General features: G+C 56.6%; 21 protein-coding genes and 1 pseudogene. 18 read left to right on the top strand and 4 right to left on the bottom strand.

Translation table 11 applies throughout. The features are described 5' to 3' along the window. Positions 1–254 precede the first annotated feature (254 nt). The 8 genes from GOB93_RS13280 (at position 255) to GOB93_RS21590 (ending at position 7,558) form a co-directional block, all read left to right on the top strand. The gene (locus GOB93_RS13280) at positions 255–2,273 is read left to right on the top strand and encodes an NAD(P)-binding protein (RefSeq protein ID WP_173583987.1); all 2,019 of its coding nucleotides are present in this window, start codon (positions 255–257) and stop codon (positions 2,271–2,273) included. Then, a complete protein-coding gene (locus GOB93_RS13275; RefSeq protein WP_338422377.1) occupies positions 2,270–3,601 on the top strand; it encodes an amino acid permease in 1,332 nt (443 codons plus the stop codon). The genes GOB93_RS13280 and GOB93_RS13275 overlap by 4 nt, the downstream gene beginning before the upstream one ends. Positions 3,602–3,689: 88 nt before the next feature. Beyond that, positions 3,690–4,883, top strand: coding sequence for an amine dehydrogenase large subunit (locus GOB93_RS13270; RefSeq protein ID WP_173583986.1), 1,194 nt, complete (start codon positions 3,690–3,692; stop codon positions 4,881–4,883). Next, on the top strand, positions 4,880–5,407 hold the full coding sequence (locus tag GOB93_RS13265) for a MauE/DoxX family redox-associated membrane protein (protein ID WP_173583985.1): 528 nt from the start codon (positions 4,880–4,882) through the stop codon (positions 5,405–5,407). Before GOB93_RS13270 ends, GOB93_RS13265 begins: the two co-directional genes overlap by 4 nt. Next, positions 5,407–6,003, top strand: a complete 597-nt coding sequence (locus GOB93_RS13260; protein WP_173583984.1) for a thioredoxin domain-containing protein — start codon at positions 5,407–5,409, stop codon at positions 6,001–6,003. Before GOB93_RS13265 ends, GOB93_RS13260 begins: the two co-directional genes overlap by 1 nt. Positions 6,004–6,097: 94 nt before the next feature. After that, the gene (locus GOB93_RS13255; protein ID WP_242010775.1) at positions 6,098–6,604 is read left to right on the top strand and encodes a methylamine dehydrogenase light chain; all 507 of its coding nucleotides are present in this window, start codon (positions 6,098–6,100) and stop codon (positions 6,602–6,604) included. Then, the gene (locus GOB93_RS13250) at positions 6,601–7,074 is read left to right on the top strand and encodes a c-type cytochrome (protein WP_173583982.1); all 474 of its coding nucleotides are present in this window, start codon (positions 6,601–6,603) and stop codon (positions 7,072–7,074) included. The genes GOB93_RS13255 and GOB93_RS13250 overlap by 4 nt, the downstream gene beginning before the upstream one ends. Then, positions 7,052–7,558 carry a c-type cytochrome gene (locus GOB93_RS21590; protein WP_242010772.1) on the top strand — a complete coding sequence of 169 codons (507 nt, stop codon included), beginning with the start codon at positions 7,052–7,054 and terminating at the stop codon, positions 7,556–7,558. The genes GOB93_RS13250 and GOB93_RS21590 overlap by 23 nt, the downstream gene beginning before the upstream one ends. Positions 7,559–7,577: 19 nt before the next feature. On the opposite strand, the gene GOB93_RS13240 is transcribed toward GOB93_RS21590, so the two are convergent. Next, on the bottom strand, positions 7,578–8,174 hold the full coding sequence (locus GOB93_RS13240; protein ID WP_173583981.1) for a thioredoxin domain-containing protein: 597 nt from the start codon (positions 8,172–8,174) through the stop codon (positions 7,578–7,580). A gap of 87 nt (positions 8,175–8,261) precedes the next feature. Here GOB93_RS13240 and GOB93_RS13235 point away from each other — a divergent pair, with 87 nt between their 5' ends. The 4 genes from GOB93_RS13235 (at position 8,262) to GOB93_RS13220 (ending at position 13,758) form a co-directional block, all read left to right on the top strand. Further along, positions 8,262–9,695: an aldehyde dehydrogenase family protein gene (locus GOB93_RS13235; protein ID WP_173584043.1), complete on the top strand. Its 1,434-nt coding sequence runs from the start codon at positions 8,262–8,264 to the stop codon at positions 9,693–9,695. 215 nt (positions 9,696–9,910) lie between these two features. Further along, positions 9,911–11,263, top strand: a complete 1,353-nt coding sequence (locus GOB93_RS13230; RefSeq protein WP_173583980.1) for an amidohydrolase family protein — start codon at positions 9,911–9,913, stop codon at positions 11,261–11,263. A gap of 857 nt (positions 11,264–12,120) precedes the next feature. Continuing rightward, entirely contained in the window at positions 12,121–12,330 is a 210-nt protein-coding gene (locus GOB93_RS13225) for a helix-turn-helix domain-containing protein (protein ID WP_338422376.1), read from the top strand. Positions 12,331–12,339: 9 nt separating this feature from the next. After that, the gene (locus GOB93_RS13220; protein ID WP_173583979.1) at positions 12,340–13,758 is read left to right on the top strand and encodes a glycine-rich domain-containing protein; all 1,419 of its coding nucleotides are present in this window, start codon (positions 12,340–12,342) and stop codon (positions 13,756–13,758) included. A 656-nt stretch (positions 13,759–14,414) separates the two neighbouring features. On the opposite strand, the gene GOB93_RS13215 is transcribed toward GOB93_RS13220, so the two are convergent. From GOB93_RS13215 to GOB93_RS13205, 3 genes are read right to left on the bottom strand one after another with little or no spacing between them, the layout of a single operon-like run. Then, complete coding sequence (locus tag GOB93_RS13215; RefSeq protein WP_173583978.1) at positions 14,415–15,863, bottom strand: amidase family protein; 1,449 nt, start codon at positions 15,861–15,863, stop codon at positions 14,415–14,417. Between the two features lie 25 nt (positions 15,864–15,888). Then, positions 15,889–17,022 (bottom strand): pyridoxal phosphate-dependent aminotransferase, encoded by a 1,134-nt coding sequence (locus tag GOB93_RS13210; protein WP_173583977.1) that lies wholly within the window; start codon positions 17,020–17,022, stop codon positions 15,889–15,891. A 45-nt stretch (positions 17,023–17,067) separates the two neighbouring features. Then, positions 17,068–17,853, bottom strand: coding sequence for an SDR family oxidoreductase (locus GOB93_RS13205; protein ID WP_173583976.1), 786 nt, complete (start codon positions 17,851–17,853; stop codon positions 17,068–17,070). Positions 17,854–18,215: 362 nt separating this feature from the next. Between GOB93_RS13205 and GOB93_RS13200 the strand changes: the two genes are divergently transcribed. The 6 genes and pseudogenes from GOB93_RS13200 to GOB93_RS13175 all read left to right on the top strand — a co-directional run. Next, the gene (locus tag GOB93_RS13200; RefSeq protein WP_173583975.1) at positions 18,216–19,163 is read left to right on the top strand and encodes a cupin domain-containing protein; all 948 of its coding nucleotides are present in this window, start codon (positions 18,216–18,218) and stop codon (positions 19,161–19,163) included. Beyond that, positions 19,153–20,577 (top strand): purine-cytosine permease family protein, encoded by a 1,425-nt coding sequence (locus GOB93_RS13195; protein WP_173583974.1) that lies wholly within the window; start codon positions 19,153–19,155, stop codon positions 20,575–20,577. The genes GOB93_RS13200 and GOB93_RS13195 overlap by 11 nt, the downstream gene beginning before the upstream one ends. Positions 20,578–20,886: 309 nt before the next feature. Then, the gene (locus GOB93_RS13190; RefSeq protein WP_173583973.1) at positions 20,887–21,513 is read left to right on the top strand and encodes a hypothetical protein; all 627 of its coding nucleotides are present in this window, start codon (positions 20,887–20,889) and stop codon (positions 21,511–21,513) included. A gap of 20 nt (positions 21,514–21,533) precedes the next feature. Continuing rightward, positions 21,534–22,268: an FYVE zinc finger domain-containing protein gene (locus GOB93_RS13185; RefSeq protein WP_173583972.1), complete on the top strand. Its 735-nt coding sequence runs from the start codon at positions 21,534–21,536 to the stop codon at positions 22,266–22,268. A 440-nt stretch (positions 22,269–22,708) separates the two neighbouring features. Continuing rightward, positions 22,709–23,505, top strand: a protein-coding gene (locus GOB93_RS13180; RefSeq protein WP_198912025.1) for an IS5 family transposase whose coding sequence is annotated in 2 segments (ribosomal slippage) — positions 22,709–23,048 and positions 23,048–23,505 — 798 coding nt in all. Because the reading frame shifts where the segments join, the coding sequence is not laid out codon by codon here. Positions 23,506–24,082: 577 nt separating this feature from the next. Then, positions 24,083–24,689: pseudogene (locus GOB93_RS13175) on the top strand (hypothetical protein); the annotation flags it as partial.

Below are 24,689 nucleotides of genomic sequence, written 5' to 3'. Positions count from 1 at the left end.
AATGAAAACAGCCGTCCTCCGTACACGAGCCTGTAGTGGTGTGAAGTCGCCGCATCCGCCGGTCTCAGCTCGGGCAGCGAGCCGGGCATCCGTTCCTGACCGACCGCATCAGGGTCGCCGGGGTGGTAAAAGCCCCGTCCGGTTGTCGGCAGCCCCGGGAGTGCCGCGCAATGGCCTCAGTCCCTCAGCCGCAGATCCGGGACGCCCTGGAGTTCTTTTACTGAAATGACCGGTCGCATGGAGTTCCGGCCCGGATGAATCGCCGGAGCCGGGAGACGGTGAATCAGCTTCCGGGGGCAGCGCCGGCAATATCCCGTCGTGATTTTGTCAGCGGTGTTCTGGTCTCATCTGCGGTTGCGGGCTGTTCATCCATGCCGGCCAGAGCCGTGGCAGCCGACGAACATGACGTACCACCCCCATGGCGCACGGGACTGCGTGGCAGTCATCCGGGCTCCTTTGAAGCCGCTCACGCGCTTCGGGACGGGGCAATCCCTGCACACAGGATCGGGGAAACAGGGGAGATCTATGATCTCGTTGTTGTCGGCGGTGGCCTGAGCGGCCTTGCCGCCGCACATTTTTTCAGAAAATACGCTGGCGCAGACAGCACAATTCTCATCGTCGAGAACCACGACGATTTCGGAGGCCATGCGAAACGCAACGCCTTCGAGGTCGACGGACAGGAACTGGTTCTTAACGGCGGCACGCTCGAAATCGAATCTCCGCAGCGATACAATCAGTGGGCCGCGATGGTTCTCGCCGATATCGGCGTCGATCTCGCTGCATATCGACGGGAAAACAGTCCGCTTTCAGGTCTCTATGAAAAACTGGGTCTGAAATCCTCTCTGTTTCTTAACCACGAGATATGGGGACAGGATGGTCTCCTGCGTGAGGCGCCCGATGCCACGGGGGACGGGTGGCGCTATATTTCCCGGTCTTCGCTTTCCACATCACCCCTGACCGCGAGAGCCCGTGCGGACCTGATCCGTATCACAGCGGAACATCAGCCGGACTACCTGGCGGGCCACGACAGTGCGGCGAAGAAGAAAATTCTCGCTACAACCTCGTATCCTGATTATCTGCGGCGTATCGCAAACGTCGATCCTGATGCCGTAAATATTTTCAGTAAAGCCGGGGCAGGCGTGTTCTGTGTCGGCGGTGACGCACTGCCCGCACTCTTTGCCTGGGTGATGGGATATCCCGGCTTCTCGGGCCTTGGTCTGGGTGAAATTCCCGACGGCCTGCTCTCCGACCTCCAGGGCGGACAGCACGGCCGGCAAAAGCAATCAGAAGAAACCGTCCATTTTCCCGACGGAAACGCAACATTGGCCCGTCTTCTGGTGGCGCATCTCATTCCCGGTGTGACAAGAGCGCGGACTCAGGACGAAATGGGGACTGCGGAATTCCGGTATGACGCTCTCGACCTGCCCGGCCAGAACGTCCGGATCAGGCTGAGCACAATGGCTCTGCATGTCGCGCATGACGGCACACCCGATACTGCCGGGACAGTCTCCGTTTTTCTGTCCGCCGCCGGAGATGCATCACCGAAAGAATTCCGTCGCGTGCGGGGACGGCAGGTGGTGATGGCGTGCTGGAATATGGTGATCCCGTACGTGATCCCCGAACTGCCGGCTCCGCAGAAGGAAGCTCTGGCTTACGGTGTAAAAGGACCGATCGTCTACGCCAATGTCGTCCTGCGGAACTGGAAGGCTTTCCGGAAACTTGGTGTGTCGGAAATTACGTGTCCTGGAATGTATTTTGAGGAAATCGATCTGGCGGAAACGGCATCGCTCGGTGGCCTGCATGCATCCACGGACCCGGACCGCGCGATCGTCGTGCGCATGATAAAGACATTCGGAATGCCCGGTCTGTCGAAACGCGATCAGCATCGGGCCGGGCGAAGTCTGCTGCTCGCCACGACGTATGAGCAGTTTGAACGGGAAATCCGCAATCAGCTTCAGCGGATACTGGGTCCGGCCGGATTTGACGAAAAAACCGATATCGCCGCCATCACCGTGAATCGCTGGCCACATGGTTATGCCTATACCTATAACAGCCTGTACGATCCGCCTGACTGGGTGTTCACCGAAACATCCGCCCGTCCCTGCGTGACGGCCCGGCAGCCTTTCGGCAGGATAGCCATCGCCTGTTCGGATGCCGGCGCGAGTCCGCACACGGATGCCGCCTTCGAACAGGCCCATCGCGCCGTCACCGAACTTCTGGAGCGCCGTACGTTTCCGTTCGTCTCCGCAACGCCCGGACCGGGCACCCTGTGAAGCGCGCGTCTGTCGCTCTTCCGGAGCGGAACCAGCCTCTCTCACCGGTCGCCGGCGCCGGACTCTCCCGGCGCCATATCACCATGATTTCCCTGGGCGGCGTCATGGGGGCAGGGCTGTTTATCGGCTCGTCCGGCGCCATCCTCACCGCGGGACCCGTCGTTGTTCTGTCCTACGGGCTCGGCGGCGTGCTCGTCATGCTCGTCAATCTGATGCTTCGGGATCTGGCCCGCAAAGCGCCCGGCCTCGGTTCGTTCGTGTTTCAGATCCGCAACGGCCTCGGTCCGCTTGCCGGTTTTGTCGCCGGCTGGATCTACTGGGTCGTCTGGGTCACGACGCTCGGCGTCGAGGTGATCGGGTCCGCATCGCTGCTGCAGCCGTATATCCCGCTGCCTTACGCCGTCACCGAATTTCTGATTCTCGCAATCATGACAGGCGTCAACCTCATGTCGATTCGCAGCTACGGCGAATTCGAAACCTGGTTCGCCATGGTCAAGGTCGTCGCTGTCATCGTGTTCATCATCATCTGCGCAGCATTGCTGATCCATGGCGGCGTGCCGGTCGCGGAGAATCTTACCGGTCATGGCGGTCTCGCGCCACATGGCGGCCTGGCGTTTCTGGCAGCCGTGCCGACCGTCGTCTTCTCGATGACCGGAACTGAAATCGCCACCATAGCCGCGCTCGAATCCGAGGACCCTGACGGCAATATCGTCCGGATCATGCGGACCGTCGCGGTCAGGCTTCTGGTGTTCTATGTCATGTCAGTCGGGATGATCGTCAGTCTGGTGCCCTGGTCAGAGATTATGCCCGGCCAGTCGCCTTTTCTGTTTGTTCTGAACCGCTACGGGGTGCCCGGCGCGACGGCAGTCATGACCATCGTCATCCTCACCGCCATTCTCTCAACGCTGAACTCCGGCATCTACGCCGCTTCGCGTGTGTTGTCCGGCATGGCCCGTCATGGCGATGCGCCTGCTCTGCTCGCATCCAGGAAGACAGAGGCCAGTCCGCCACGCAGGGCCATTCTGGCCTGCGCCATGGCGACCCTTGCCGTGTCAGCTTCCGCGGTGCTGGCACCCGGAGTTGTTTTTTCATTTCTTGTGTCTATGACGGGGGCGTTCATCATCTGCTATAATGTCATGATTGTCTGCACCCGTCTGAAACTGAACTGTCCCGCCGCATGGCAGGGCTGGCTGGCACTTATGCTTCTGCTGGGTGTTCTGGGCTCCATGCTCCTGCAGCCCGGCACACGCCAGGAACTGCTTGCCGGTCTCGCCGCGCTCATGGTCATAACGCTGGCGGGATGGTTTAAAACAGGCCAGAGTAGGTGACGTCAGGAGATTCGATGATGCCGGTGATTTTCGCAGAATACGACAGGCCGGCGCGGTCTTCTGGTAAATCTGCCCAGGAGCACGGTCTATGAGCTGTCCGCACCGTTTTCGCTTCGTAACAGTGGTGCTTGCAGCAGGACTGCTGGGTGGCATTGCTGCCGGGCGGGCGGTTGCCGAAGAACCGGTGCTGCAGGAAGAAGAAAGCGACATCGTTCGTCTTTCTCCGGTCACGCCCCACCGTGTCCTGGTCCATGACGAAGCCGGTCAGCATGCCAGAGACGGCCGCGTGTATGTCGTGGACGCCGACGCCGGCAAGCTCCTTGGCATGGTGCAGGCGGCCTATAACGCCAATGTCGTGCAGGATCCCGGTGGCAAGGCGTTTTACGTTGCGGAAACCGTGTGGTCGCGTGGCAATCGCGGTGACCGGCTTGATCTTCTGCCGGCCTATGATCCGCAGACCCTGACAATCACGAATGATCAGGTGCTGCCCGGCCGGGCTCTCGTCACACCGAAGCAGAACGACCTCGCTGTCAGCAATGACGGGAAACATGTCTATGTCTTCTCGATGGTTCCGACCAGCGCGGTTTATGTCGTTGATACTGCTGCCCACAAGGTCACGCAGACTGTCGATATTCCCGGCTGCGCCCTGATTTATCCCTGGGGCAATTCCGGGTTCACGTCAGTCTGCGCAGATGGCAGCCTCGCCAACGTCTCGCTCGCCGGAGACCACGCGACGGTAAGCCACACCGCGCCATTTTTCGATCCGGAAAAAGATGCGGTGTTCGAGCATAGTCCGACACGGCGTCCGGACGGGAAAACCTGGTTCATTTCCTATACCGGGCTGGTCTATCCGGCCAGCCTGTCCGCCGGCACAAAAATCGAACCGGCCTGGTCCCTCCAGGAAGCCGCCGGACTGGAACGGCCGCCCGCCGGCGATGCTCCGTTCGTAAAAGCCTGGCGTCCGGGCGGCTGGCATCTGTCCGCCCTGCATTACGCAACAGGCCATCTCTTTGTCCTGATGCATCAGGGCACGTTCTGGACCCACAAACAGGCCGGCACGGAAGTATGGGAGCTCGATGTCAGCACACATAAACTCATTCGCCGTATTCCGCTGCGCCAGCCGAGTATGATGGTCGGTGTGACGCAGGACGCCAGCCCGTTGCTGTTCACAGGCGACAAAGATGGTACGTTCTATGTATGGAACGCCACCACGGGAAAACTCCTGCGCCAGATCCATCACCTTGGCGACGATCTGTATTATACGGTGGCTCTCGGCGAATGAGCCCGCTTGTCTCTTCCTGTGTCGAAATGACCGGAACAATACTGCGGGGCGGCACAGGCGCTCTCTTTTTCGGCAGTGGCATCGCGCGTCTCTCCGATACTGAGCGGTCAGCCTCGGATATCGCCGCCTACCGCCTGCTGCCGCTCGACGCCGCGTTTCCCGCTGCCCGGCTGCTGACCGGAACGGAGCTTCTCTGCGGTGGCTGGCTGCTCTCAGGCGTCGCACCGCTTGCCGCAGGCATCGCCTCCGCTGCCCTGCTTTTGTTTTTTGCTGCCGCAATGGCGATCAACGTGCTTCGCGGCCGGACCGATCTGGCCTGCGGCTGCATCCCGGGTGTCGTCACGCGCGTCTCCTGGCATGCCGTTTCACGTAACATCGTGCTGGCAATACTGATGGTCCTCACGGGCCTGGGCGGAGAGGCATCGTCAGCGCTGATCCGGGTGGAAGGCGTATTTTCCGGAGCCGCGCTGCTCTTTCTGATTCTGGCAGCGGGGCATCTTTCAGCACCCCAGGCGCGCATCTGATGCTGACAGCCCTGACGGTCTCAACAATCCTGCTGACGGTCTGCGCACTCGGCCTGGCCGCCGCTGTTTTCGTTCTTGCGCGCCAGATCGGCGTGCTTCACGAACGGCTCGCGCCGGCAGGCGTGCAGCCCGTGCTTTCCGGGCTCAGAGCGGGGCAGGCCCTGCCGCGTCTCACCACCCGTCGTCAGGACGGAACCTCGTTCCTGGTCGGTGGTGCCAGCGTCTCGGGCCGGTACACCGTACTGATGTTTGTTTCCGCCGATTGTCCGGTCTGTAAGCGGGCCTTTCCGATCGTCAGAACTCTGGCAGCGGAACGGGGCGCCGATCTCGTGCTCGCGGGAGAGGGGGACGTCGCCGCGCTTATGGCCATGGCACAGCGAACCGATCCGGGGAGCGTGCCGCTTGTGACCAGCGTCGAGCTTCTCCTGCTGATGCAGCCAGACCGTCTCCCCACACTGGTCGTGCTGGACCCGCAGGGCACGATCCTTGCCCGGGACGTGGCCGGAACGCGCGCGGAAATTGAAACTCTGATTGCCACTCTGCCGCATGTCGCGGAACCGGCCCGAACGGAGGAGACTCTTCATGTCGCAGTCTGACAGGCCCGAACCGGCAGACCGGCGCGCGGCAGGCCATCCGGGAGAGCGGGCGCCTGGTCTGATTGACCGTCTGACCGAGCGGCTGACACGCCGTATGGCAAGTCACTCCTCGCGGCGCAGTTTCGCCGGCCGCGCAGGCGCCTGGCTCACGCTCGGAAGCATGATCCCCACGCTCCCGGTCACCCGCGCGGATGCCGCACCGGCCGCAAAGCCAGAGGGCAGGCCAAAGGCACCGACACCATTCGCCGCCAGCGCGCAGACGACGGACCCGACCACCTGTAATTACTGGCGATACTGCGCAATCGACGGATTTCTCTGCGCCGCCTGCGGGGGCGGTGTGCACAGCTGCCCGCCGGGAACCAGCCCTTCTCCGACCTCGTGGATCGGTACCTGCTTCAATCCCGCCGATGGTCGTTCTTACCTTGTGGCCTACCGCGACTGCTGCGGTCAGGACGCCTGCAGCCAGCCCCCCTGTCTCGGAACCGAGGGAGATCAGCCGAGCTACCGGCCCCAGGCCAATAATGACATCATCTGGTGCTTTGGTACCGGTGCGTTAATCTATAACTGTTCGACATCTGTAATTGTTGGGAATGCCTCATGATCAGGAAAGTTTCTTTCCTTCTTGCCGCTCTCGCCGGGACTGCGCCGTTTTATACGATATCCGCCGCCAGGGCCGCCGACGGACTGGCTCTGTACAAAGCGAACTGCTCGGTCTGTCATCAGGCGGAAGGCGCGGGCATGGCCGGGCAGTTCCCGACCCTGAAAGGCCGGGTGGACAAAATCGCCTCATCGGCTGAAGGAAAAACCTATCTGACGGATGTGGTTCTGAGCGGACTGCACGGTCCCATAACCGCTGGCGGGGCATCTTACGCAGGTTTCATGCCGTCCCTGAAAGCGCAGTCTGACGATGACCTCGCCGCGATCCTGACCTATGTCGCGTCCCTCGGCGACACGAAGCCAGCCCCGGTTTTCAACGCGGCTGATCTCGCCGCGGCGCGTAAGGCGCCAAAGAAAAACGCCGAAATACTGGCGGAGCGGAATGCCCTGAATGCGGCTCACCCTGTCCCGTAAGAACCGGACAGGACGTTTCGCCTCACTGCGCTGGCATGTCCTGAAAAGCATGTCAGCGGCATTTCTGGTGATGACCGGAACAGCCTCGCACTCTCCGGCCGCGACATTCGACCGGGCGACGACGAATTACCTGACACATTGCGGCGGCTGCCATGGGATTGAGGGAATTGCCGCCCGCACATTCGTCCCGCAACTGCGGGACAGGGTCGGTGTTTTCACCTGCTCGGCGGAAGGTCGCGCTTATCTGGGGCGCGTTCCCGGCGTGTCCATGTCACTGATCCGCGGCGATCAGGACCTTGCGGATGTCCTGAATTTTGTCCTGTTCCGCATGGGGGGCACGAGCACCCCGGCCGGAACGCAGCCATATTCCGCAGAGGAAGTTCATAACCTGCGGGCCAATCCGATCGAAACGACGAATTTCATGGAAACACGCGCCATGATTCTGCAGCGCGCCCTTGCGCTCTGTCCCCGGTCCGGAAAATAACGCGCGACGCTCCCCGGTCTCAGGAGGGAAGCGCGTGAGGATGAGCCGCAAGGAAAGACTGGATGGATGCATAACCGGTTTCCGTCGCTGTCAGCAGACTTTCCAGATGCTCGCGGCTGTTCACCAGCCCGCGCGCTTCCACATCGCCGTCACGTCCCAGCAGCACGGCAAACGGCACCCGGTCCACGCCGAAAAGACGCCCGGTCTCTGTATCGCTGACAAACCGTGAGCCATCGATCCGCAGCGCCTGTGCGGCCGCACGCTGCTCTTCCACGGTCTCATCCCCCATAAAGATCAGATCGAGATTCTCCCGTTCACAGAAATTCACCGTAACCGGAACCATCTTTTTTGAAACGGGACATGATCCGGAGACAAACAGCAGAAGCTGACGTCGCCCGTCGTCACGCTCACCGCCTGCGGTAAGGTCGGTTCCGGCGATCGTCACGAAACCGGTTCGCGGCAGTCGCATAACGGACGGTACGGTCGGAACAAGTGCCCCCAGAGGCGCGACACGCCGGTAAAGCCCGCGCAGCCGCCGGAGCAGCAGCAGCACGATTGCCGCGACGGCCGCCAGAACGAGCCAGAGGGTTCCCTGAGTGACAATCAGAGCTGTCATCGTTTGCATCTCATCTGTTTTGCCTGATTATCACAAACCAGACAGCATCGGTCGATGGCGTATCAGCGGAGCGGAAAAATGCCTCTCATGTCACATGCATTGCAGTTCTATATCAATGGCGGCTGGACAGCGCCTCTCGGCTCGCGGACTCTGGACGTCATCGATCCGGCTACTGAAAAACCATGCGCCACAATCGCCATGGGAACCGCGCGGGATATGGATCGCGCCGTGGCCGCCGCGCGCGGGGCTTTTCCCGTCTGGTCAGCAACGTCGCGTGAGCAGCGGCTGGCTGTGCTGGAAAAAATCCTCACCATTTATCGTCGCCGGTCGGAAGACATGGCGCAGGCCATCTCCCGTGAAATGGGATCGCCCATCGTCCGTGCGCGCGACAGTCAGACCTGGGCCGGCCTGGCGCATTTTGAGGAAATGATCGCAGCCCTGAAACGTTTCCCGTTTGAGGAATCCAGAGGAGATATCCTCATCACCCGCGAGGCTGCCGGCGTTGCAGGGCTGATCACGCCCTGGAACTGGCCGATGAACCAGATTGTCTGCAAGGTGGCACCAGCCCTCGCCGCCGGCTGTACCATGGTGCTTAAACCCAGCGAAGTGGCGCCTCTCAGCGCGCTCATCTTCAGCGAGATCATGGATGAAGCCGGCCTGCCGCCCGGAGTTTACAACATGGTGAATGGCGACGGCCCCGAAGTTGGCGAAGCCATCGCACGGCACCCTGATGTCGATGTCGTGTCCATCACAGGCTCGACCCGTGCCGGAGCCGCCGTCGCACGCCTGGCGGCGGACAGTATCAAGCGGGTTCTTCAGGAACTTGGCGGAAAATCACCCAACATTATCCTGGCCGATGCTGATTTCTCCGATGCTGTCACTCGTGGTGTGAAAGGCTGCTTCAGCAATTCCGGTCAGTCCTGCGATGCCCCGACCCGGATGCTCGTCCCCCGTGCCCGGATGGCTGAGGCAATGACGATTGCCGCAGCGACGGCAAACGTCTTCAGGCTCGGCCCACCAGAAGACGAGGCAACACAGCTCGGTCCGGTTGTGAGCGCCACACAATATGGCCGTATCCAGGAACTGATCGAAAAAGGCATCGCTGAAGGCGCGACGCTCGCCGCAGGCGGTCCCGGAAAACCAGACGGGCTGACGACCGGATATTATGTAAAGCCTACCGTTTTCGGAAACGTCACCTCCGATATGACCATTGCCCGTGAGGAGATTTTCGGACCGGTGCTGTCGATCCTCGCCTACGACGATGAAGCCCGCGCCGTTACGCTTGCAAACGACACGCCTTACGGCCTTGCGGCCTATGTGCAGTCCGGAAGCCTCGAACACGCCCGTGCCATAGCCCGGAAACTGCGCGCCGGAAACGTCAACATCAACGGCGCCGCATGGACCGTCGCAGCGCCGTTCGGCGGGTATGGACAATCCGGAAATGGCCGGGAATGCAGCGATTTCGGCCTCGCCGATTTCCTCGAGATCAAGGCGATCATTGGTTATGGCAAATCATCCTGAGCGCTCCGGGTCATAGACGACACCGTTGGCGCACAGAAGCCGGATTGCCATTCGGAAAGACAGCTGGAAATGACGGTGGAAGTGAAACAGGATTCATGGAAAATGCAGAAATCGGAAAGAATGAGACCGATCTCCTGATCCGGCTTTGCATCCATATAATCGCCGGAGAATGATGTGACCTATGCTGTAATCTCGGTCTGTTCAGGAGAAATGAAATGAGCCGGGCAGTTATTGCTGGCAGAATGCTGGATGCCCCGGCTCCGGGTAAAACGGATCTGGAAGAGGCCGCTCTGCTGATCGATCAGAGCGGGACCATCATTGAACGGGCCGGCAGGGGCACGCCGCAGTTCGACATGCTTCTTCGCTCTCCCGATGTCAGAAAACTCGATGCACGATCGCTCCTGATTCCCGGTCTTGTCGATCTCCATATTCACGCGCCGCAATGGCCCCAGATCGGAACCGCGCTCGATCTCCCGCTGGAGCGATGGCTTGGAGAATATACGTTTCCTCTGGAAGCACGTTACGAAGACATTGCTTTTGCTGAAGCAGTTTACGATGACCTGGTTCCGGCGCTGCTGGCTCAGGGCACCACGACAGCGCTCTATTTCACGACCATTCACGAAGATGCAAGCCTCGCACTGGCACGATCCTGCCTGAAATATGGCCAGCGCGGTTTCGTCGGTCTTGTCGCCATGGACAATGCCGCGCTGTGTCCGGAAACATACCGGCATGCCAGTCCCGAAGCAGCCATTGACGCGACACGGCGATTTATCGAGGCCGTGAGAAAATTGCCCGGAAATGAAACCGGTCTCGTGCAGCCCGTCATTACGCCACGCTTCATTCCGGCCTGTTCCGATGCGCTGCTGCGGGGACTGGGTGAACTCGCGCGTGAGACAGGGGTGCGTGTTCAGACCCATGCGTCTGAGAGTGACTGGGAGCATGAATGCGTCAGAACCCGTTTCGGATGCACTGATGTCGAGGCGCTCGACACATTCGGACTGCTGCGTCAGCATACGGTGCTGGCCCATGCCGGCTTTACGAATGCCGACGACCGGGAGCGGATTCGAAAGCGCCAGTCTGCCATTGCGCATTGTCCGATTTCGAATGCATTTTTCGCCGGTGCGGTGCTTCCCGTGCGTCACCTTATCGATGAGGGGACGGCGTGCGGCCTGGGTACGGATATCTCCGGCGGTTATTCACCATCGATCTTCGAAAATGCCCGTCAGGCCGTCATCGCGGCCCGGATGCTGACAAGCGGCGTCAATCCGGACACCGCCCCCGGAAAACGTGGTTCTCCGGGGCTTGAGATAGACTTCGCCGAAGCGTTCTGGCTGGCAACGCGCGGAGGTGCGGAAGCTCTCGGTGTTCCGACTGGCCTGCTGCGTCCCGGTATGAAACTGGATGCTCTCGAACTGCGGATGGATATCGGCATGTCATTTCCGGAAGGGCCGGATTGCGCAGCGAATGCTGTCCAGAAAATCGTTTGTCATGCAGGTCTGCATTCTGTCACCCGCGTGTGGGTAGACGGTAAAATCGTGGATGTTCATGGCAGAGGTAAACAGCCGTAATCTGATTTTTCAAAAGGGCGATCATTCCGAAATGGCTGCATTCTGCGGGGGAGATCAGCCGGCGGTCATATCGTGTGACGCAGCTGCGAAATTGTCTGATTCTGCCAGGATTTTATCCGATGCGGGTGCTGTATCTGCAGCGGGTCATATCACGGTGAAACAGGGACTTCATGATCGTGCTCCGGAAAGTAACGGCTTCGGGCAAGCATATCGGCCATCCGTCTGTGTAATCCCGTTGTTACCGCAAGCGTTGTCAGAATAGGCGGCGCGGATCGCCTTGCCTGCCAGAAGATTGTTATGGCCTGTCCATATCGGAACGATGTCGCATTCTCTGCTTTTGACATTTATGTATTGTGCAGATCTGGGCTATGCCCTGCACCCGGAAGAAGTCGTCACGCGCAGATGTGCTGCGCACTTAACAAACCGGGATCAAAGGGACCGCGTCCCTTTGTGGGGTTCGGGGCAAAGCCCCGAAAAGCCACCGCACCTTTATTTGCCGGGTATACAAACACCCTTCTTTTGCATCTCGCCCGTCGGGCGCGCGGATAGTAAGGCTGAAGACCCGATACTGAACATTCCGGCCGGTTTTCAGGAAACTGAATGCCCGCGTGGCATCAGTCTATGTCGGGTCCGTGAATAATAAACAGCCAGTTATCAGAACTCATCAGGCCTGAACGAAAAACGGGACCAGGAGAACTGTCCTGCGGTGTCTTATATGCGCCGCTGCCACTCCTGGTTCCGGGCACGTATCCGGTCTCATGTATCCGTGCGGAATTTTTCTGCACATACCGGAAGGGGACATATTTAATCACATTCGATCCGTCATGTGTGACGGTGTTCCAGCCGGGGACTGACTGATGGCAGCGAAAAACAAGAGTACAGCCAGATATATGACGGTAAAAGCAGTATGTGACAATTACGGTATTGGCCGAACGTATTGCTATAAGCTTCTGTCTGAGGGACAGATATCAGCCGTAAAGCTTGGCGGAAAGACATTAATTACCGCTTCGTCGATTGATAAATACTTTTCGTCTCTGCCTGCATATGAACCAGGCAACGTGGCATAAGAGGCAGATATGGATCGGGTTATCGTCTACCCAGGACAAGTCGTTGCGGATACGGACACGCTGATTGCACAGCGTAATACGGAACTGGCCATCGGCAACACTCTCAGTCTGACAATGGGCTCAACAGGACCATATGCGAGCGGACTGGCAGCCACCTGTACCGGCCAGGACATGGTGGTGAGCGTTGCCGCAGGCCAGATCGTTGCCGCCGCTCAGACTGATCCAACCGCCTATGGTACGCTTGGAACCAGCACCGCTCCCGTCATGCGCCAGTATGCCGCCGCCGCTACATCCTTCACAATAGCGACCTCGGCATCTGCCAGAGTTCTTTATATTTCCGCCACGTTGTCGCTCAGCGATACCGGTGCTGCCTTGCTCCGCTACGCAGACGCCACGGATGCAACCAGAACATTGTCGGGTGTGTCGAATGACGGAGCAAGTCAGCCGACACTGCGTGCCGCCGTTGCTACGCTGGCCATTTCAGCGACCGCGCCTGCTTCCGGTGCGGTACCCTTATGGTGCATCACCGTTCCGGCCGGCGCGACGGCGATCACTCAGGCTATGATTTCTCTGAATAACCAGAGCCTTTTCTATCCCCCGATTCCGGCTCTCGCACCATTGGCATCACCGGTTTTTACCGGAACGCCGCAGGCTCCGACGCCCCCGTCCACCGACAGCAGTACGCGGCTTGCAACAACCGCTTTTGTGACCGGATGGTCCGCGGGAAACCTCCTCTCTCAGTACAGTGACTCAGGGCCGGCCGCGACGACCGGCGGCAGCAAAAGCACCTCGATCACCTTTGACTCTCGCTGCAAGATCGCTGTCATCGAGCTTTGCGCGGGCGGCGGCGGCGGCGGCGGGGCGGCAACGGCAGGGTCCACTGTTGCAGGCATCGGCGGCGGTGGCGGCGCAGGTGCTTACGCGCGCATCATCGTTTATCCGGCCACAGTCGGGACATCTCTGCCGGTTGTGCTTGGCTGTGGTGGCCGGGGTGGTCAGGCCGCCTCCGGTGCCATGAGCGGAAATAACGGTGGCAATTCATCCATTGGCAGCTTTCTGACACTGGGTGGAGGAATAGGCGGAATATCGATTCTCGCTGGTGGTCCGGCAATCATCGCCGGCGCGGGGAACGGCGGATCGGCGCAGATCGTCACCCAGGCAGGCGTCGGCGTAACGATTATTTCGGACGGTGAAGGTGGCAGCAGCGGTCACGCGACAGGAATGTCATCGAATTATTTTTTCGGTTTCGGAGGTAAGGGCGGCAGTGCTCTTGGTTTTGCCGGGGGCTGGGAGTCCGGCTCCGGACTGACGGGAAAAGGCGGTTCGTCAGGAGCCGGTGGCTCAGGGGCGTGTGTTGCTCCGGGCCAGCCCTATCAGAATGGCGGCGATGGCGGCCCCGGCTGGATGATCGTTACACAATACGGATGATAATACACAATAAGGGGCACTGACCATCTGAGACATACGCTGTCGTCAATATCCCGCGCGGAGTAATCAGCAACAGAATGCGTCAGCGATCGACTTCTGCGCGGGCGCAGTCAGTGTGCGCTGGTTATTTGAGAATCATATGGCAGGCAGATCAGGGATACGCATCTGTCAAAGACCAGATTACTGACACACCGGAGGCGGAAATAAGCTATGCTAAAACTCACTGACCTGGACACTGAAGAAGATAGACACGAACATCACAACTGTTGAAAGAAAGTGTAATCGTCAGGAAGATGATCTGGTCGTTTTACGTATTTCAGCCGGGTGCCGGATGGTATGATCTCCCATTCACCCGCACAATGGATATTGTTTATCCTGCCACAGCCCCGGTGATATCGCTTAGAAACGGTTTCAAAAGCTTCAAAGGGATAAAATCGTTCATAATAAACTGATGATGTTATGTTTTGTGCGTCCTGCTCATCTGCCAGCCTCAAAAACCACTGAGCGATAAATCTCTAATAAAAACAATAAAAGTTTTTGGACACCGCCTTTTTTCAAAAAGGCGGTGTCTTCTGAAGCTTTCTGAAAAAGACCAATATAAAATTTCTTTATAATTTATCATAATATTTCACTATAAGTCTTCTTGAAGCAGTCGTTCAGTCTTTTTCGGTCTGCCCGCTCGCGGAACCCTGATGAAGCGCCGCCTCGACAGTCAGTGCGATCTGAAGCAGCCGGGCGTCATCACCGATCCGGGCGCAGAGTTCCACACCGACCGGCACATTGTCTTCGGTTCTGAGTGGCAGCGTCACGGCCGGCATTCCTGCGGAACTAACCGGTGTAGTGTTGCGAATATACGCCTCAAACAGGCGCAGCTTCTCGCCGGCAAGCTCTGTTTCATCCGGCATATATTCATTTACAGCCCAGGGTTTCAGCGCAATCGTCGGATAGAGCAGGATGTCCGCACACACGTCGTCCATTTCCTCCGCAAAAAGCTGCGTCATCGCCGGGCTATGGACCTGCAGGGCCGCCCGGTAACGGTCATCTGCATGGCTTATGAGCGTATCGGCAAAAAGAGCTCTGGCGCAGGGATCGGCAATCTCATCGTAAAGCTTCTCCAGCGAGGGAGCATCACAGCCATTTTCCGCAAAATACGTCCTGATGGCCCATACGGGATCATAAATATTGATCACCGGTGACACGCGCCTGTTCAGTGCGAAAAGTTCCGGCAAACGCACAGGGACGAACCGGTGTCCCCGTGCTTCCAGTGCTGTGATGAGCTTTTCAATGACGCAGGCAATCTCCGGTTCGACACCCCGCCAGAACGGTTCGGGCAGTCCGATCCGTAAAGAGCCGGTCTCCGGTTTCAGCGGTTCAGCCGGCAGACCGGCAAGAATACGATCCAGCAGCACCAGATCCCGGACCGACCGCGCCATTGGCCCCGGCGTGTCATGACGGGGGCTGACCGGAAACAGTCCCTCTCTGCTGTAGCGGATCGAACCTGACGGAACATGGCAGCTCGGCCTGAATCCATAGACGCCGCAGCAGGCAGCAGGGATTCGCAATGAACCACCTGTGTCCGTCCCCAGACCAAAGGGAACGATGCCGCCGGCGATCGCAGCAGCAGTCCCCGATGACGAGCCTCCCGCCATCAGGGAAGGGGCACAGGGATTAACAATACTCCGGGCGTGCGCGTCCGGATAAACAGACGTTACCCCCGAAGCAAGCTCATGCAGACCGGCCTTGCCGATCAGGATCGCACCTGCTTCCAGAAGCTTCCGGACAACAGGGGCGGTGCGTGTCGGCATGAACCCACGCATACTGTCGGTGCAGCAGGTTGTGCTCCAGCCGAGGCAGTCTATATTGTCCTTGACGACAAACGGGACGCCCAGCAAAGGAAGACTATTCTTCTGGCTGCGTATTATGTTGTCCGCATGAGCGGCGGACCGTCGCGCTGAATCAGCATCAACCGAAACAAGAATATTGCTGTGGTCCTGAATTCCGGCCCGCGCCAGTGCCGCCTCAATGACCTCAGATACAGAAAGCTCTCCTGCCGCCAGGGCGTTCCTCAGGCCGGTTGTATCAGGGGAAAGATTGTCCGAAGGCACTGTTAATTCCTGTGATCAGAAAAGATCAGAACTGCGCGGCCGATACAGGCCCCATCTCTCTGGCGAGACATACCATTTCCGGAAGCAGATCGCAGAAACGGATGACCTGGTCTTCAGGCACGGAGATGCTGACCTTGATAAAACGGTGCCCGAACGCTGCGCTGTGATAGGTGCCCTGGCGGATCATAATGCCTTTCTGCCGGTAGCACTCCACCAGAGCTTCCGGAGAGACGCCGGCATCAATGGTCTCGATTACAAGAAAGTTGCCGTGTGAGGGATAAACCGGGAGATGCATGCCCGGAATCTGTTCAACGGCTGTTCTGATATGCTCCTGGTTGGTGCGGCAGATCGTCAGCACGGTTTTCATCCAGTCCGGCTTGACCGCCAGTCCGGCCTGCGCCGCACGCTGGGCGATGACACTCGTTCCAAGAACACCGGGCGCACAGGTCGCGCATTCGGCCATCAGTTGTGGCTCAGCAACAAGAGCGCCGACACGTAATCCCGCAAGTCCAAGCCATTTCGAGAAACTGCTTGTGACGATGACATTTTTCACAGAAACGGTCAGAGCGGGTGTATGTGACATGGCAAAATCACGATAAGTGCAGTCATGCACGAACACGGCCCCGACAGATTCGGCAATCGTGATAAAGGCGGCGATCTCGTCACGTGTATACGTAACACCCAGAGGATTGTTCGGGTCCACGAGGTAAATCATGGCTGTATTCTGATCGACCGTTCCGGCCAGCTGATCCGCCGTCAGTTTATAATGACAGGCCGGGTCATAAATCGGAATCTGGCGAACCTCGGCGCCGGCCTGCTGTGCAAACAGGCAGGGCCATTTCCAGGTCGGATCAGTGGTTACCATATTGGTGCCCGGTCGGCAGTGCGCTCTGCAGACCATCGCCAGGGCTGAAACGCCCCCCTCTGTCACCAGCGCCGATACGCCAGGCACACCGAGATCTTCGACAATAGCTGCCCGGAGAGCCTCAAATCCAAGTGGCGGCGCATAAGCGGAAAACTCTCCCGCGTCGATCGAGGCTTTCATAGCCGCCACGACCGACGGGTGCGGAGGAATGTGATTCGTGTTCTGGCCCAGCCATAAAAGACCGGGCGTGGAAAACAGTTCGTCGAAATAACGGTTTCTGTCCTCTATGGACATAATATCCTCCGGATGGGCGCATCATGCGCCCCGATGTCACCGACTTCAGATAACCGATCCCCGGGCGGCGATACCGCCATCCAGGGTCACAACAGCGCCCGTCGTATATCCGGAGAGGGGTGACGCCAGGAATGCGGTCAGATCGGCCACTTCTTCAGGCGTTGCCGCACGGCCTGCGGGATAGTGAGAATAAAGTTCTTCCCACCGGCTTTCGTCCCCCAGAATATCAACAGCCTTTCTACGCATGATTTTCAGCATTCTGTCGGTGTCAACAGGACCGGGATTGATTCCGACCACCCGGATACCGTCATTCAGACTGCGACCGCCAAGCGCCTTCGTGAACGCCATCAGCGACGCATTAGCCGTGCTCCCCGCGATATAGGCCGCGTCCCAGTTCTCTCCGGAATTGCCGATGATATTGACAATGACACCGCCCGACGCCGCCTTCATGCTGGCGTAATAAAGCCGCGACAGCATGATATACCCGAAAACTTTCAGATCGAAGCCACGACGCCAGTCCGCTTCCGTCAGTGTATCAATCGGACCGGCCGGCACATCACCCGCGTTATTGATAAGAATATCCACCGGTCCGGCCGCCTCCGCCAGAACGTCCATGTTGCCAGGCGTTCCGAGATCCATGGCATGCACGTGCACATCGACATCCCAGGTGGCTTCCAGCTCCTGTTTCGCTTTCATCATGGCGGCTTCATTCCGTGCAGCCAGATGCAGGCGACTGCATCCTTCGGCAGCGAGAACCTGTGCGACCGACAGGCCAATCCCTTTGGAGGCGCCGGTAATCAACGCTGACTTACCCGCTAGCTTCAGATCCATAACGCAGCAAACCTCATCATTGTATTTATTATGATCAACATTGCATACAATGTGGGCGGTGCATAGTGTATTCTGATATCGTTATAAAGTTCTGGCTGCGGATATCTGCATGATTCATCGAAGCAGCGTCATTTGCCCCGCTGAGCTGAGCACATGCTCAGATCTGTCTCACATGATTCGCAGAGAGCGCATCCGGGAAATTATTGTCGGTGTACCGGGAGCAGAACGTCTGGCTCCTGTCTGTTCCCCACGTTGCCATAAAATATTTCGTATGCAAATCTATATGAGGTGAATACACTCATATAGCTGATCCTCTCTCACGATGGCGGACCCGTCCGTCCCATCAGACAAGGAGTGCTCCGTTGCCTGTCGCCCCGCCGATCTCCATGGAACGGATGCCCGTGCATAAAATAGCAAATCCTGGCAATCACGCTGAAGCACGCGCCCGCTTCTATAATTCCGGGAATGGCTTCGACACAGAACTTCCGGCGGTTCCCGCGTCAGATTTCACAAAAGAAGCGCATGAGGCTCTCTCCGCCCGGTCCTCCGACGGCACAGCAAGTCGTTTCATCAACTGTGACAGTTCAGCCGCGCTCGGATGTGCTTTTCCGGCGACCTCTCCGTTTATTCTCGCTCGTTATGCGGTGGTTTTCACGGATGAAAGCCTGTCCTGTGACGATGCGGACCAGTATATCGTCTACGTTATAAAAGGGGCCGGGAAATCAACCCTTTCTACGGGAGAGGAATTCACCCTGAAAACCGGGGACATTCTCGTCGCCTGCGATATTACAGGCTTCGAGGCTTACGATCGTGAAATGGTTTTGTGGTGTGTCAGCCGTTCACCCCTGAACCGCTGTCTGGCAGTTTCGGAAAATCATCGTGATCCGCGTTTTCTGCCGGTATTCTATCCCGCCACCGTAACAGAGGAAGAACTCAGTATCGTGCTGGCGGCTCCACGATCGCCCGGAACATCGGGCAGGGCTCTGCTTTTCAGTTCAGTCCCGGAAGAGCATCTCCATGCTGTAACGCCTGCGCTGACCCTCTCGCTCAATACACTTTTTCCGGGTGAAAGGCAGCGCTCTCATCGCCACAATGCCACAGCTGTGACGCTCGTTATCGCAGGTCATGAATGCAGCACGGAAATTGATGGTGTGCCGGTCCCGTGGTCGCCATGGGCAACGCTTGTTACGCCCCCCGGCAGTCTGCATGGTCACATAAATAACGGCGATGAACTGGCCCGTTTCCTGATCGTGCAGGACGGTGCGCTTCATTACTGCGCAAGAACGATGGACCTGCGTCATGGAGAATGATGCGCTGGTCACGGCAGATAACTCTTTCCACGATGATGCCCGGGCCTCTCACGCGCACGGCTATCACCTGCCGTCTGCCCATATCGAACATGCCGGCATTGAACCGATCCCGGCTGACCAGAAAAACGTCGGATTTATTGATCAGTTTTGCGTTTTTGTTAATTTTCTTCTCAATCCCAGTGTCATGCTGCATGGCGGGGCAGCCGTTGCGATGGGGCTGTCCTTTCAGGCGGCCTGTCTTGCCGTTGGTCTTGGTACTCTGTCCGCTCTGATTCCTTATACGATGATTACGCGGATTGGCGTGGATTATGGCATTCCGGGACAGGTGGCGGCCCGGATGTCGTACGGCATAAGGGGAGCGCAGCTGATTCCTTCAGCCGCCCGTGCTGTCTGCTCAGTTTATTTCTTTGCCCTGAATACGATTATCGGAACAATCGCAGTTCATGCATTGCTTTTTCAGGTCACCGGTCTGGATCTGTCTCTGCCTCTGATCGGAATTCTGTTTGGATTTCTCCAGATCATTTTCGCAGTGCTGGGTTATGACTGGCTCAAAAAGATGTCCAGACTGGTCCTGCCAGTCAAACTCTTTATTATCACCTATTTTATGGTGCTTCTGACGCATCATGCAGATCCATCGTTTCGGCCCCTCGCAGTCTGGCACTATCAGGGAACACATGCATGGTCGTGGGTCATTATCGCGATCTGGTTTAATACGGGGTGCTCATCATGGTTAAGTATGATCACCGATGCTGCCGATTTCTGTCGTTACTCCAGGAACAGACGCACTACTTACTGGGGGGTCGGTCTTGCATCAGTCTGTGGCACGGGGATCGCCACACTATTTGGCGCTTATGCCGCAGCGTCAGTTGGCGGTACAAATGGTAACGTATTTACAATCCTCAGCACATATTACCCTGATCATCTGTCTCTTTTACTGATATTCATTTTATTGCTGTTCGATAATATCTCGATAAACTCACTTAATATCTATACGGGCGGCCTTTCCCTCGAGAATATTTTTCCTGCCGTGAAAAGAACAACTGCGACAGCTGTCATCAGTCTTCTTGGTATAGCCCTCTCAGCGTCTCAGGACGTAGTCAATAATCTTGTCGGATATGTTGATGCCATAGGCAGTATGTTCGCGCCCATTACCGGAATCATCATTGCCGATGTGATCTGGCTTCGCCATGGGCGCCTCAATGTGAATGATCTCTTCGATCGAAATGGTCCTTACTGGTTCAGTCATGGTTTCAATATGTGCGCGCTGGTATCGACCGCTGTCGGCGTTTTGCTTTATTATATGATACCGGCATATTTTTTGAGGCCACTTTTAGTGTTCTTCATATCCGGTGCATTTTATATCGTAATGGAAAAAATCCTGACGGTCCGGTCTCACCTGGCGAAACAGGAGTAATGTGGCCGCCAAGTGAGTGAACGGTCGGAAAAGCCCCGCTGCCGCATGTCATGGACAGAAGCCGGGAGCGACATTCTTCAGCGCGAGACATGGGGAGGCAAGAAGATGCAGTCTTCGTACTGTTTCTGAAGACCATCCATAAATGTGAGTTAAGTTTTCAGAAGAGTTGTCAAAGAAGGGATCGTTCAGCAACCCACCGAAGGAAAAACAGCAGAAAATCTTCTTTTCTGCCTGCTGCAATCCTGATCAGCCAATGCGACTTCAATGGAGCAGCCTGTCACTTCCTGGTCGTTCCCGACAGGAAGAGCCGTGTCTGTACTGCAGACCTGTCCCGCAACTGGTGTTACATTTAGGGCCGACAGGTTGCCCAAAGCATCGACGGCGACATGTCTCTCTGATCCGTTTTTCCCCTGCACGCCGTCATATCAGCGCTTTCCGATGCAGATCGACATGTCTTGCTGTGACCCGGTGACCATAGATGTCGATGGAAAAGTCACTGAAAACAGTGATGTGGAGATGACCGACGGAAGTCAGACCATAGACAAGGGTGATCTGAATCTAAATCAGGGAAATGACTATATAAAATCCGGGAATCTTGATGTCAGTCAGGGAAATGGAGGCGGGAACGCCTGGGTCCAGAATACATTAACAGTCGGACGTAACGCCCAGGGCGCATTAGGTGGCAACAATCAGGACGGGAATTTCGTTGTTCGCGGAAATCAGATCATCACGGGTTCTGTTAAGTTTGATTATGGTCTGACAGACGATGCAGGAAGCGAAGACGGTTCAGGAGGCTTCGCAGGATCAGGAAGCAACTGCACGAACGGTTCAACTGGACCGGGTTCTAACGACTTCGATATGGCAAAAAATTCGTTCTGGATTTGCACCGCAGACAACACATGGCATCGCGTGCTGACAGATCACGATAAGAACTAAAATTAAGGACAGCTAACGATATGAAGTATGTGGAAGAATTCATTGATGAACGTCTGAAGCTGCCATGGTGTATGCACTGCGGTCGAAATCTTGCTGATTTAAAAACAACAAGAGATCATATTCCTACTAAAAGTTTTTTAAGTCATCCATTGCCTGAAGATTTTCCAGTGATCGAAATATGCTTCGATTGCAACAATTCGTTTTCGCGTGATGGGGAATATACTGTTGCATTTCTGAGCAGCGTGTTATCTGGGACTACCGATCCAGATAATCAGATCAATTCCAGCGCATCACGAGCAATGGGACGGAGTCCTGCTCTTCGTGCGAGGATTGACCAATCTCAAACTAAGCATGTGACAGACGACGGCATTACGGAACTGATTTGGGAGCCAGACAGGGAGAGGGTAAATAGGATTGTCGTCAAAAACGCTCGTGGTCATGCCTTATTTGAAGCTGGCCACACTTTGAATCATGAGCCGGCAGAAATTCAGACGGTTCCTCTGAGTCTGATGTCATCCGAACAACAAAAGGAATTCGAGACCGAGGAGGGTCATTCTTCCTTTTCACTTTGGCCAGAAGTGGGGAGTCGCATGATGACACGTTTAACCAGAGGAGACGATATGGCCGGCATATGGGTCGTCGTGCAGCCGGGGATTTATCGCTACGCAGTTAGAGAAGATGGCGACAGAATTCGTATAAAATCTGTCATATTTGAATATCTGGCAACCGAGGTGACTTGGGAAGATGCCTACTAAACAAGATAATTTTGTTGTTATTGTTGCTGGCTATTGACAGTGACTAAAATCTATGCAGAAGACCGCAGGCGACTGCGATTCTTATTAAAAAATCGCTGTATATACAGTAGTCTAGATTTTGTCCGCTGGCGGAGAAGGTGTCAACCACATTATACATCTACTATTATGTTTTAATATAATTTATTGAAAGATTTATCTTTATGATACCCCGTAATATACCCCGAGCCTATATCCGTTGATATCTCAGCTATTTTTCTGAATGCTCTCCAGCGTTTGCGTGGCAAATCCAGCGTGTCATGGAAAGTTGGACAGAGCCAAAATTAGGCCTTTCGAGATTGACCGTTTCGAACGGTCATAGAGCTTCCGAGATAAGGATCTAGAAAATCACGAGTGGAGCATTAGGGCCTGTTAGATCTTGAATTTCTTCCCATATTGTAGGGATGGAAGAAGGAGACAGAACAGGCACCTTTACGGACGAGACATGGGCGATCTGGGAACCTCTGATTGAGGCGGTTCGCCCAAGGGGCAAGACGCCGCCCCATGATCTGCGGCGTACGATAGCAGCAATTTTCTGGCGTCATGAGAATGGCGCGAAATGGCGGAGCATCCCCGCTGAACTGGGGCCGTGGTGGCGAGCGGCCCAGCTTTTCATCCGCTGGGCGAAGCTGGGTGTGTGGGAACGCCTGCTCGCACTGGTTCAGGAACAACAGGGAGTAGCACTCGGCATGACTTTTCTGGATGGCACGAATATCAGAGCTCACCACAAGGCGGCGGGAGCCCCAAAAAAGGGGGCTCTTTTGAAGAGCGGGACCATCGTGAAGCACTTGGCCGCTCTCGCGGCGGCTATGGCACGAAAGTCTGCGTGATAGCAGACGGGCATGGAAAGGCTGTTGGTTTTGCCCTAGCGCCCGGCCAGGCCCATGAACTGCCGCTGGCTCCAGATATGCTCGATAGCCTTCCCGCCATTCCTTTGTGGGTGGTGGCGGACAAGGGCTATGCCTCGGACGCCTTCCGTGAACGTATCTGGGACATGGGAGCCCGACCGGCCATTCCCGCAAAACGACGCGATGCGCCGGTTGCCTGCCCCAGATGGGTCTATCGGTGTCGGCACCTGGTCGAGAACCTCTGGGCCCGTCTCAAGGAGTGGCGTGCTGTCGCAACCAGATACGAGAAAACCGCAGCGTCGTTCCTGGCCGTCATACACATCGCTGCAGCCGCAGACTGGATCAAGTGCTAACAGGCCCTAGCGCAAGGGAAGTGACACCTATGGTGACGAAGATGGAGATTCTGCTCTACGACGTGTAATGCGATACTCGCAGTCGCATTATATGCGGTCGCCAACATGCCCACTCCAGTCAACCGACCAGTCTCGTGATCGCGTAGTCTCGTGGTGACACGTCGAAGCTCTTGGCTCCATTGAACAACGGCCCCACTTTCATCCAGAACCAATGCCTGCAGATGATGTCGTGAATCATTGGGGCACCAGTCCTGTCATAGATGTCGTTCGTCATCCGATGGCAGCATACGTACGCGGATGCTCACCAGGTAATTGGAGCGTGAGAGTCGTTATCCAGAGTCGTGGCAGAGAGCGGTCGGCAATGCTGGGCTTTCACAAAACGGTATCACGATAAAGTGATTTAAGGCTTCAAATCACATACGGAAACGCTCCATAGTAATCCGTAATGCTCCATGACTATTTCTCACTGTAAATCCCGTCGACATAGAAGCATGGGTTTTTATTTTGTTCTTTAATTTTTCTGGATTTTCTCGATGTCACGCGGCTAGCGTCACCGTAGACCAACAAGGAGACTGAAATGACACAAATCAGCGATCCCGATTACTTTTCTACGATTGAACGCATTGAATGGCTGAAAGGTCATACGCGTCTTAATGCTGAAACAGGCAACATAGAGATGTGGAATATTGCTGACGAGCGTTGGGTGGCAGTGTGGCCAGAAAATCTGAATGAACACTACCCAGCACTTGTAAAAGGCAATGTTGGTGCCGAGGAGGCATGGAATGAAATCTCTCAGGCTGTGAAAGCGTCTTCGTCTGGAAAAGAACTCGACCCAGTCAAAGGGTACTACTCGTCAGCGGCAATTTCTTTCTGGGCACGTGAAAACCAGCGCATAGCGCAGGGAAGTGGAAAACTGGAAAGAAGAGATCCCATAAACCGGCAGTGGTACGAGGTTGAGTCTAAAGAGTGGTACTATCTTATTCCTGAAGCCTTTACGAGCTGCGTTCTCCGTAGTCGCCTCGAGCGTTGCTTCAACGAAGAAGAGGCTAAACTTCGAGCTGCTTACAATGCTCTGAGATGGGGTGGTTGCCGTCCTCCCCGCACGGCATCGCAATGTGCCAGAATGGTCGTTGGAAGAAACGACTGCGCGAAAGGACGGCAGATGAAGGATACAGTGATAGGCG

The sequence above is a fragment of the Acetobacter musti genome (assembly GCF_011516835.1).
GTDB classification, from domain to species: Bacteria; Pseudomonadota; Alphaproteobacteria; order Acetobacterales; family Acetobacteraceae; genus Acetobacter; species Acetobacter musti.
Note: the sequence above shows the minus strand (reverse complement) of the source record. Positions and strands in the feature narration are given on the sequence as shown.

Excerpts from the sequence above, each read along its gene's own strand:
- GOB93_RS13280 (WP_173583987.1), top strand. The coding sequence starts at position 255 with ATGAATCGCCGGAGCCGGGAGACGGTGAATCAGCTTCCGGGGGCAGCG.
- GOB93_RS13270 (WP_173583986.1), top strand. The coding sequence starts at position 3,690 with ATGAGCTGTCCGCACCGTTTTCGCTTCGTAACAGTGGTGCTTGCAGCA.
- GOB93_RS13265 (WP_173583985.1), top strand. The coding sequence starts at position 4,880 with ATGAGCCCGCTTGTCTCTTCCTGTGTCGAAATGACCGGAACAATACTG.
- GOB93_RS13260 (WP_173583984.1), top strand. The coding sequence starts at position 5,407 with ATGCTGACAGCCCTGACGGTCTCAACAATCCTGCTGACGGTCTGCGCA.
- GOB93_RS13255 (WP_242010775.1), top strand. The coding sequence starts at position 6,098 with ATGGCAAGTCACTCCTCGCGGCGCAGTTTCGCCGGCCGCGCAGGCGCC.
- GOB93_RS13250 (WP_173583982.1), top strand. The coding sequence starts at position 6,601 with ATGATCAGGAAAGTTTCTTTCCTTCTTGCCGCTCTCGCCGGGACTGCG.
- GOB93_RS21590 (WP_242010772.1), top strand. The coding sequence starts at position 7,052 with ATGCGGCTCACCCTGTCCCGTAAGAACCGGACAGGACGTTTCGCCTCA.
- GOB93_RS13240 (WP_173583981.1), bottom strand. The coding sequence starts at position 8,174 with ATGACAGCTCTGATTGTCACTCAGGGAACCCTCTGGCTCGTTCTGGCG.
- GOB93_RS13235 (WP_173584043.1), top strand. The coding sequence starts at position 8,262 with ATGTCACATGCATTGCAGTTCTATATCAATGGCGGCTGGACAGCGCCT.
- GOB93_RS13230 (WP_173583980.1), top strand. The coding sequence starts at position 9,911 with ATGAGCCGGGCAGTTATTGCTGGCAGAATGCTGGATGCCCCGGCTCCG.
- GOB93_RS13225 (WP_338422376.1), top strand. The coding sequence starts at position 12,121 with ATGGCAGCGAAAAACAAGAGTACAGCCAGATATATGACGGTAAAAGCA.
- GOB93_RS13220 (WP_173583979.1), top strand. The coding sequence starts at position 12,340 with ATGGATCGGGTTATCGTCTACCCAGGACAAGTCGTTGCGGATACGGAC.
- GOB93_RS13210 (WP_173583977.1), bottom strand. The coding sequence starts at position 17,022 with ATGTCCATAGAGGACAGAAACCGTTATTTCGACGAACTGTTTTCCACG.
- GOB93_RS13205 (WP_173583976.1), bottom strand. The coding sequence starts at position 17,853 with ATGGATCTGAAGCTAGCGGGTAAGTCAGCGTTGATTACCGGCGCCTCC.
- GOB93_RS13195 (WP_173583974.1), top strand. The coding sequence starts at position 19,153 with ATGGAGAATGATGCGCTGGTCACGGCAGATAACTCTTTCCACGATGAT.
- GOB93_RS13185 (WP_173583972.1), top strand. The coding sequence starts at position 21,534 with ATGAAGTATGTGGAAGAATTCATTGATGAACGTCTGAAGCTGCCATGG.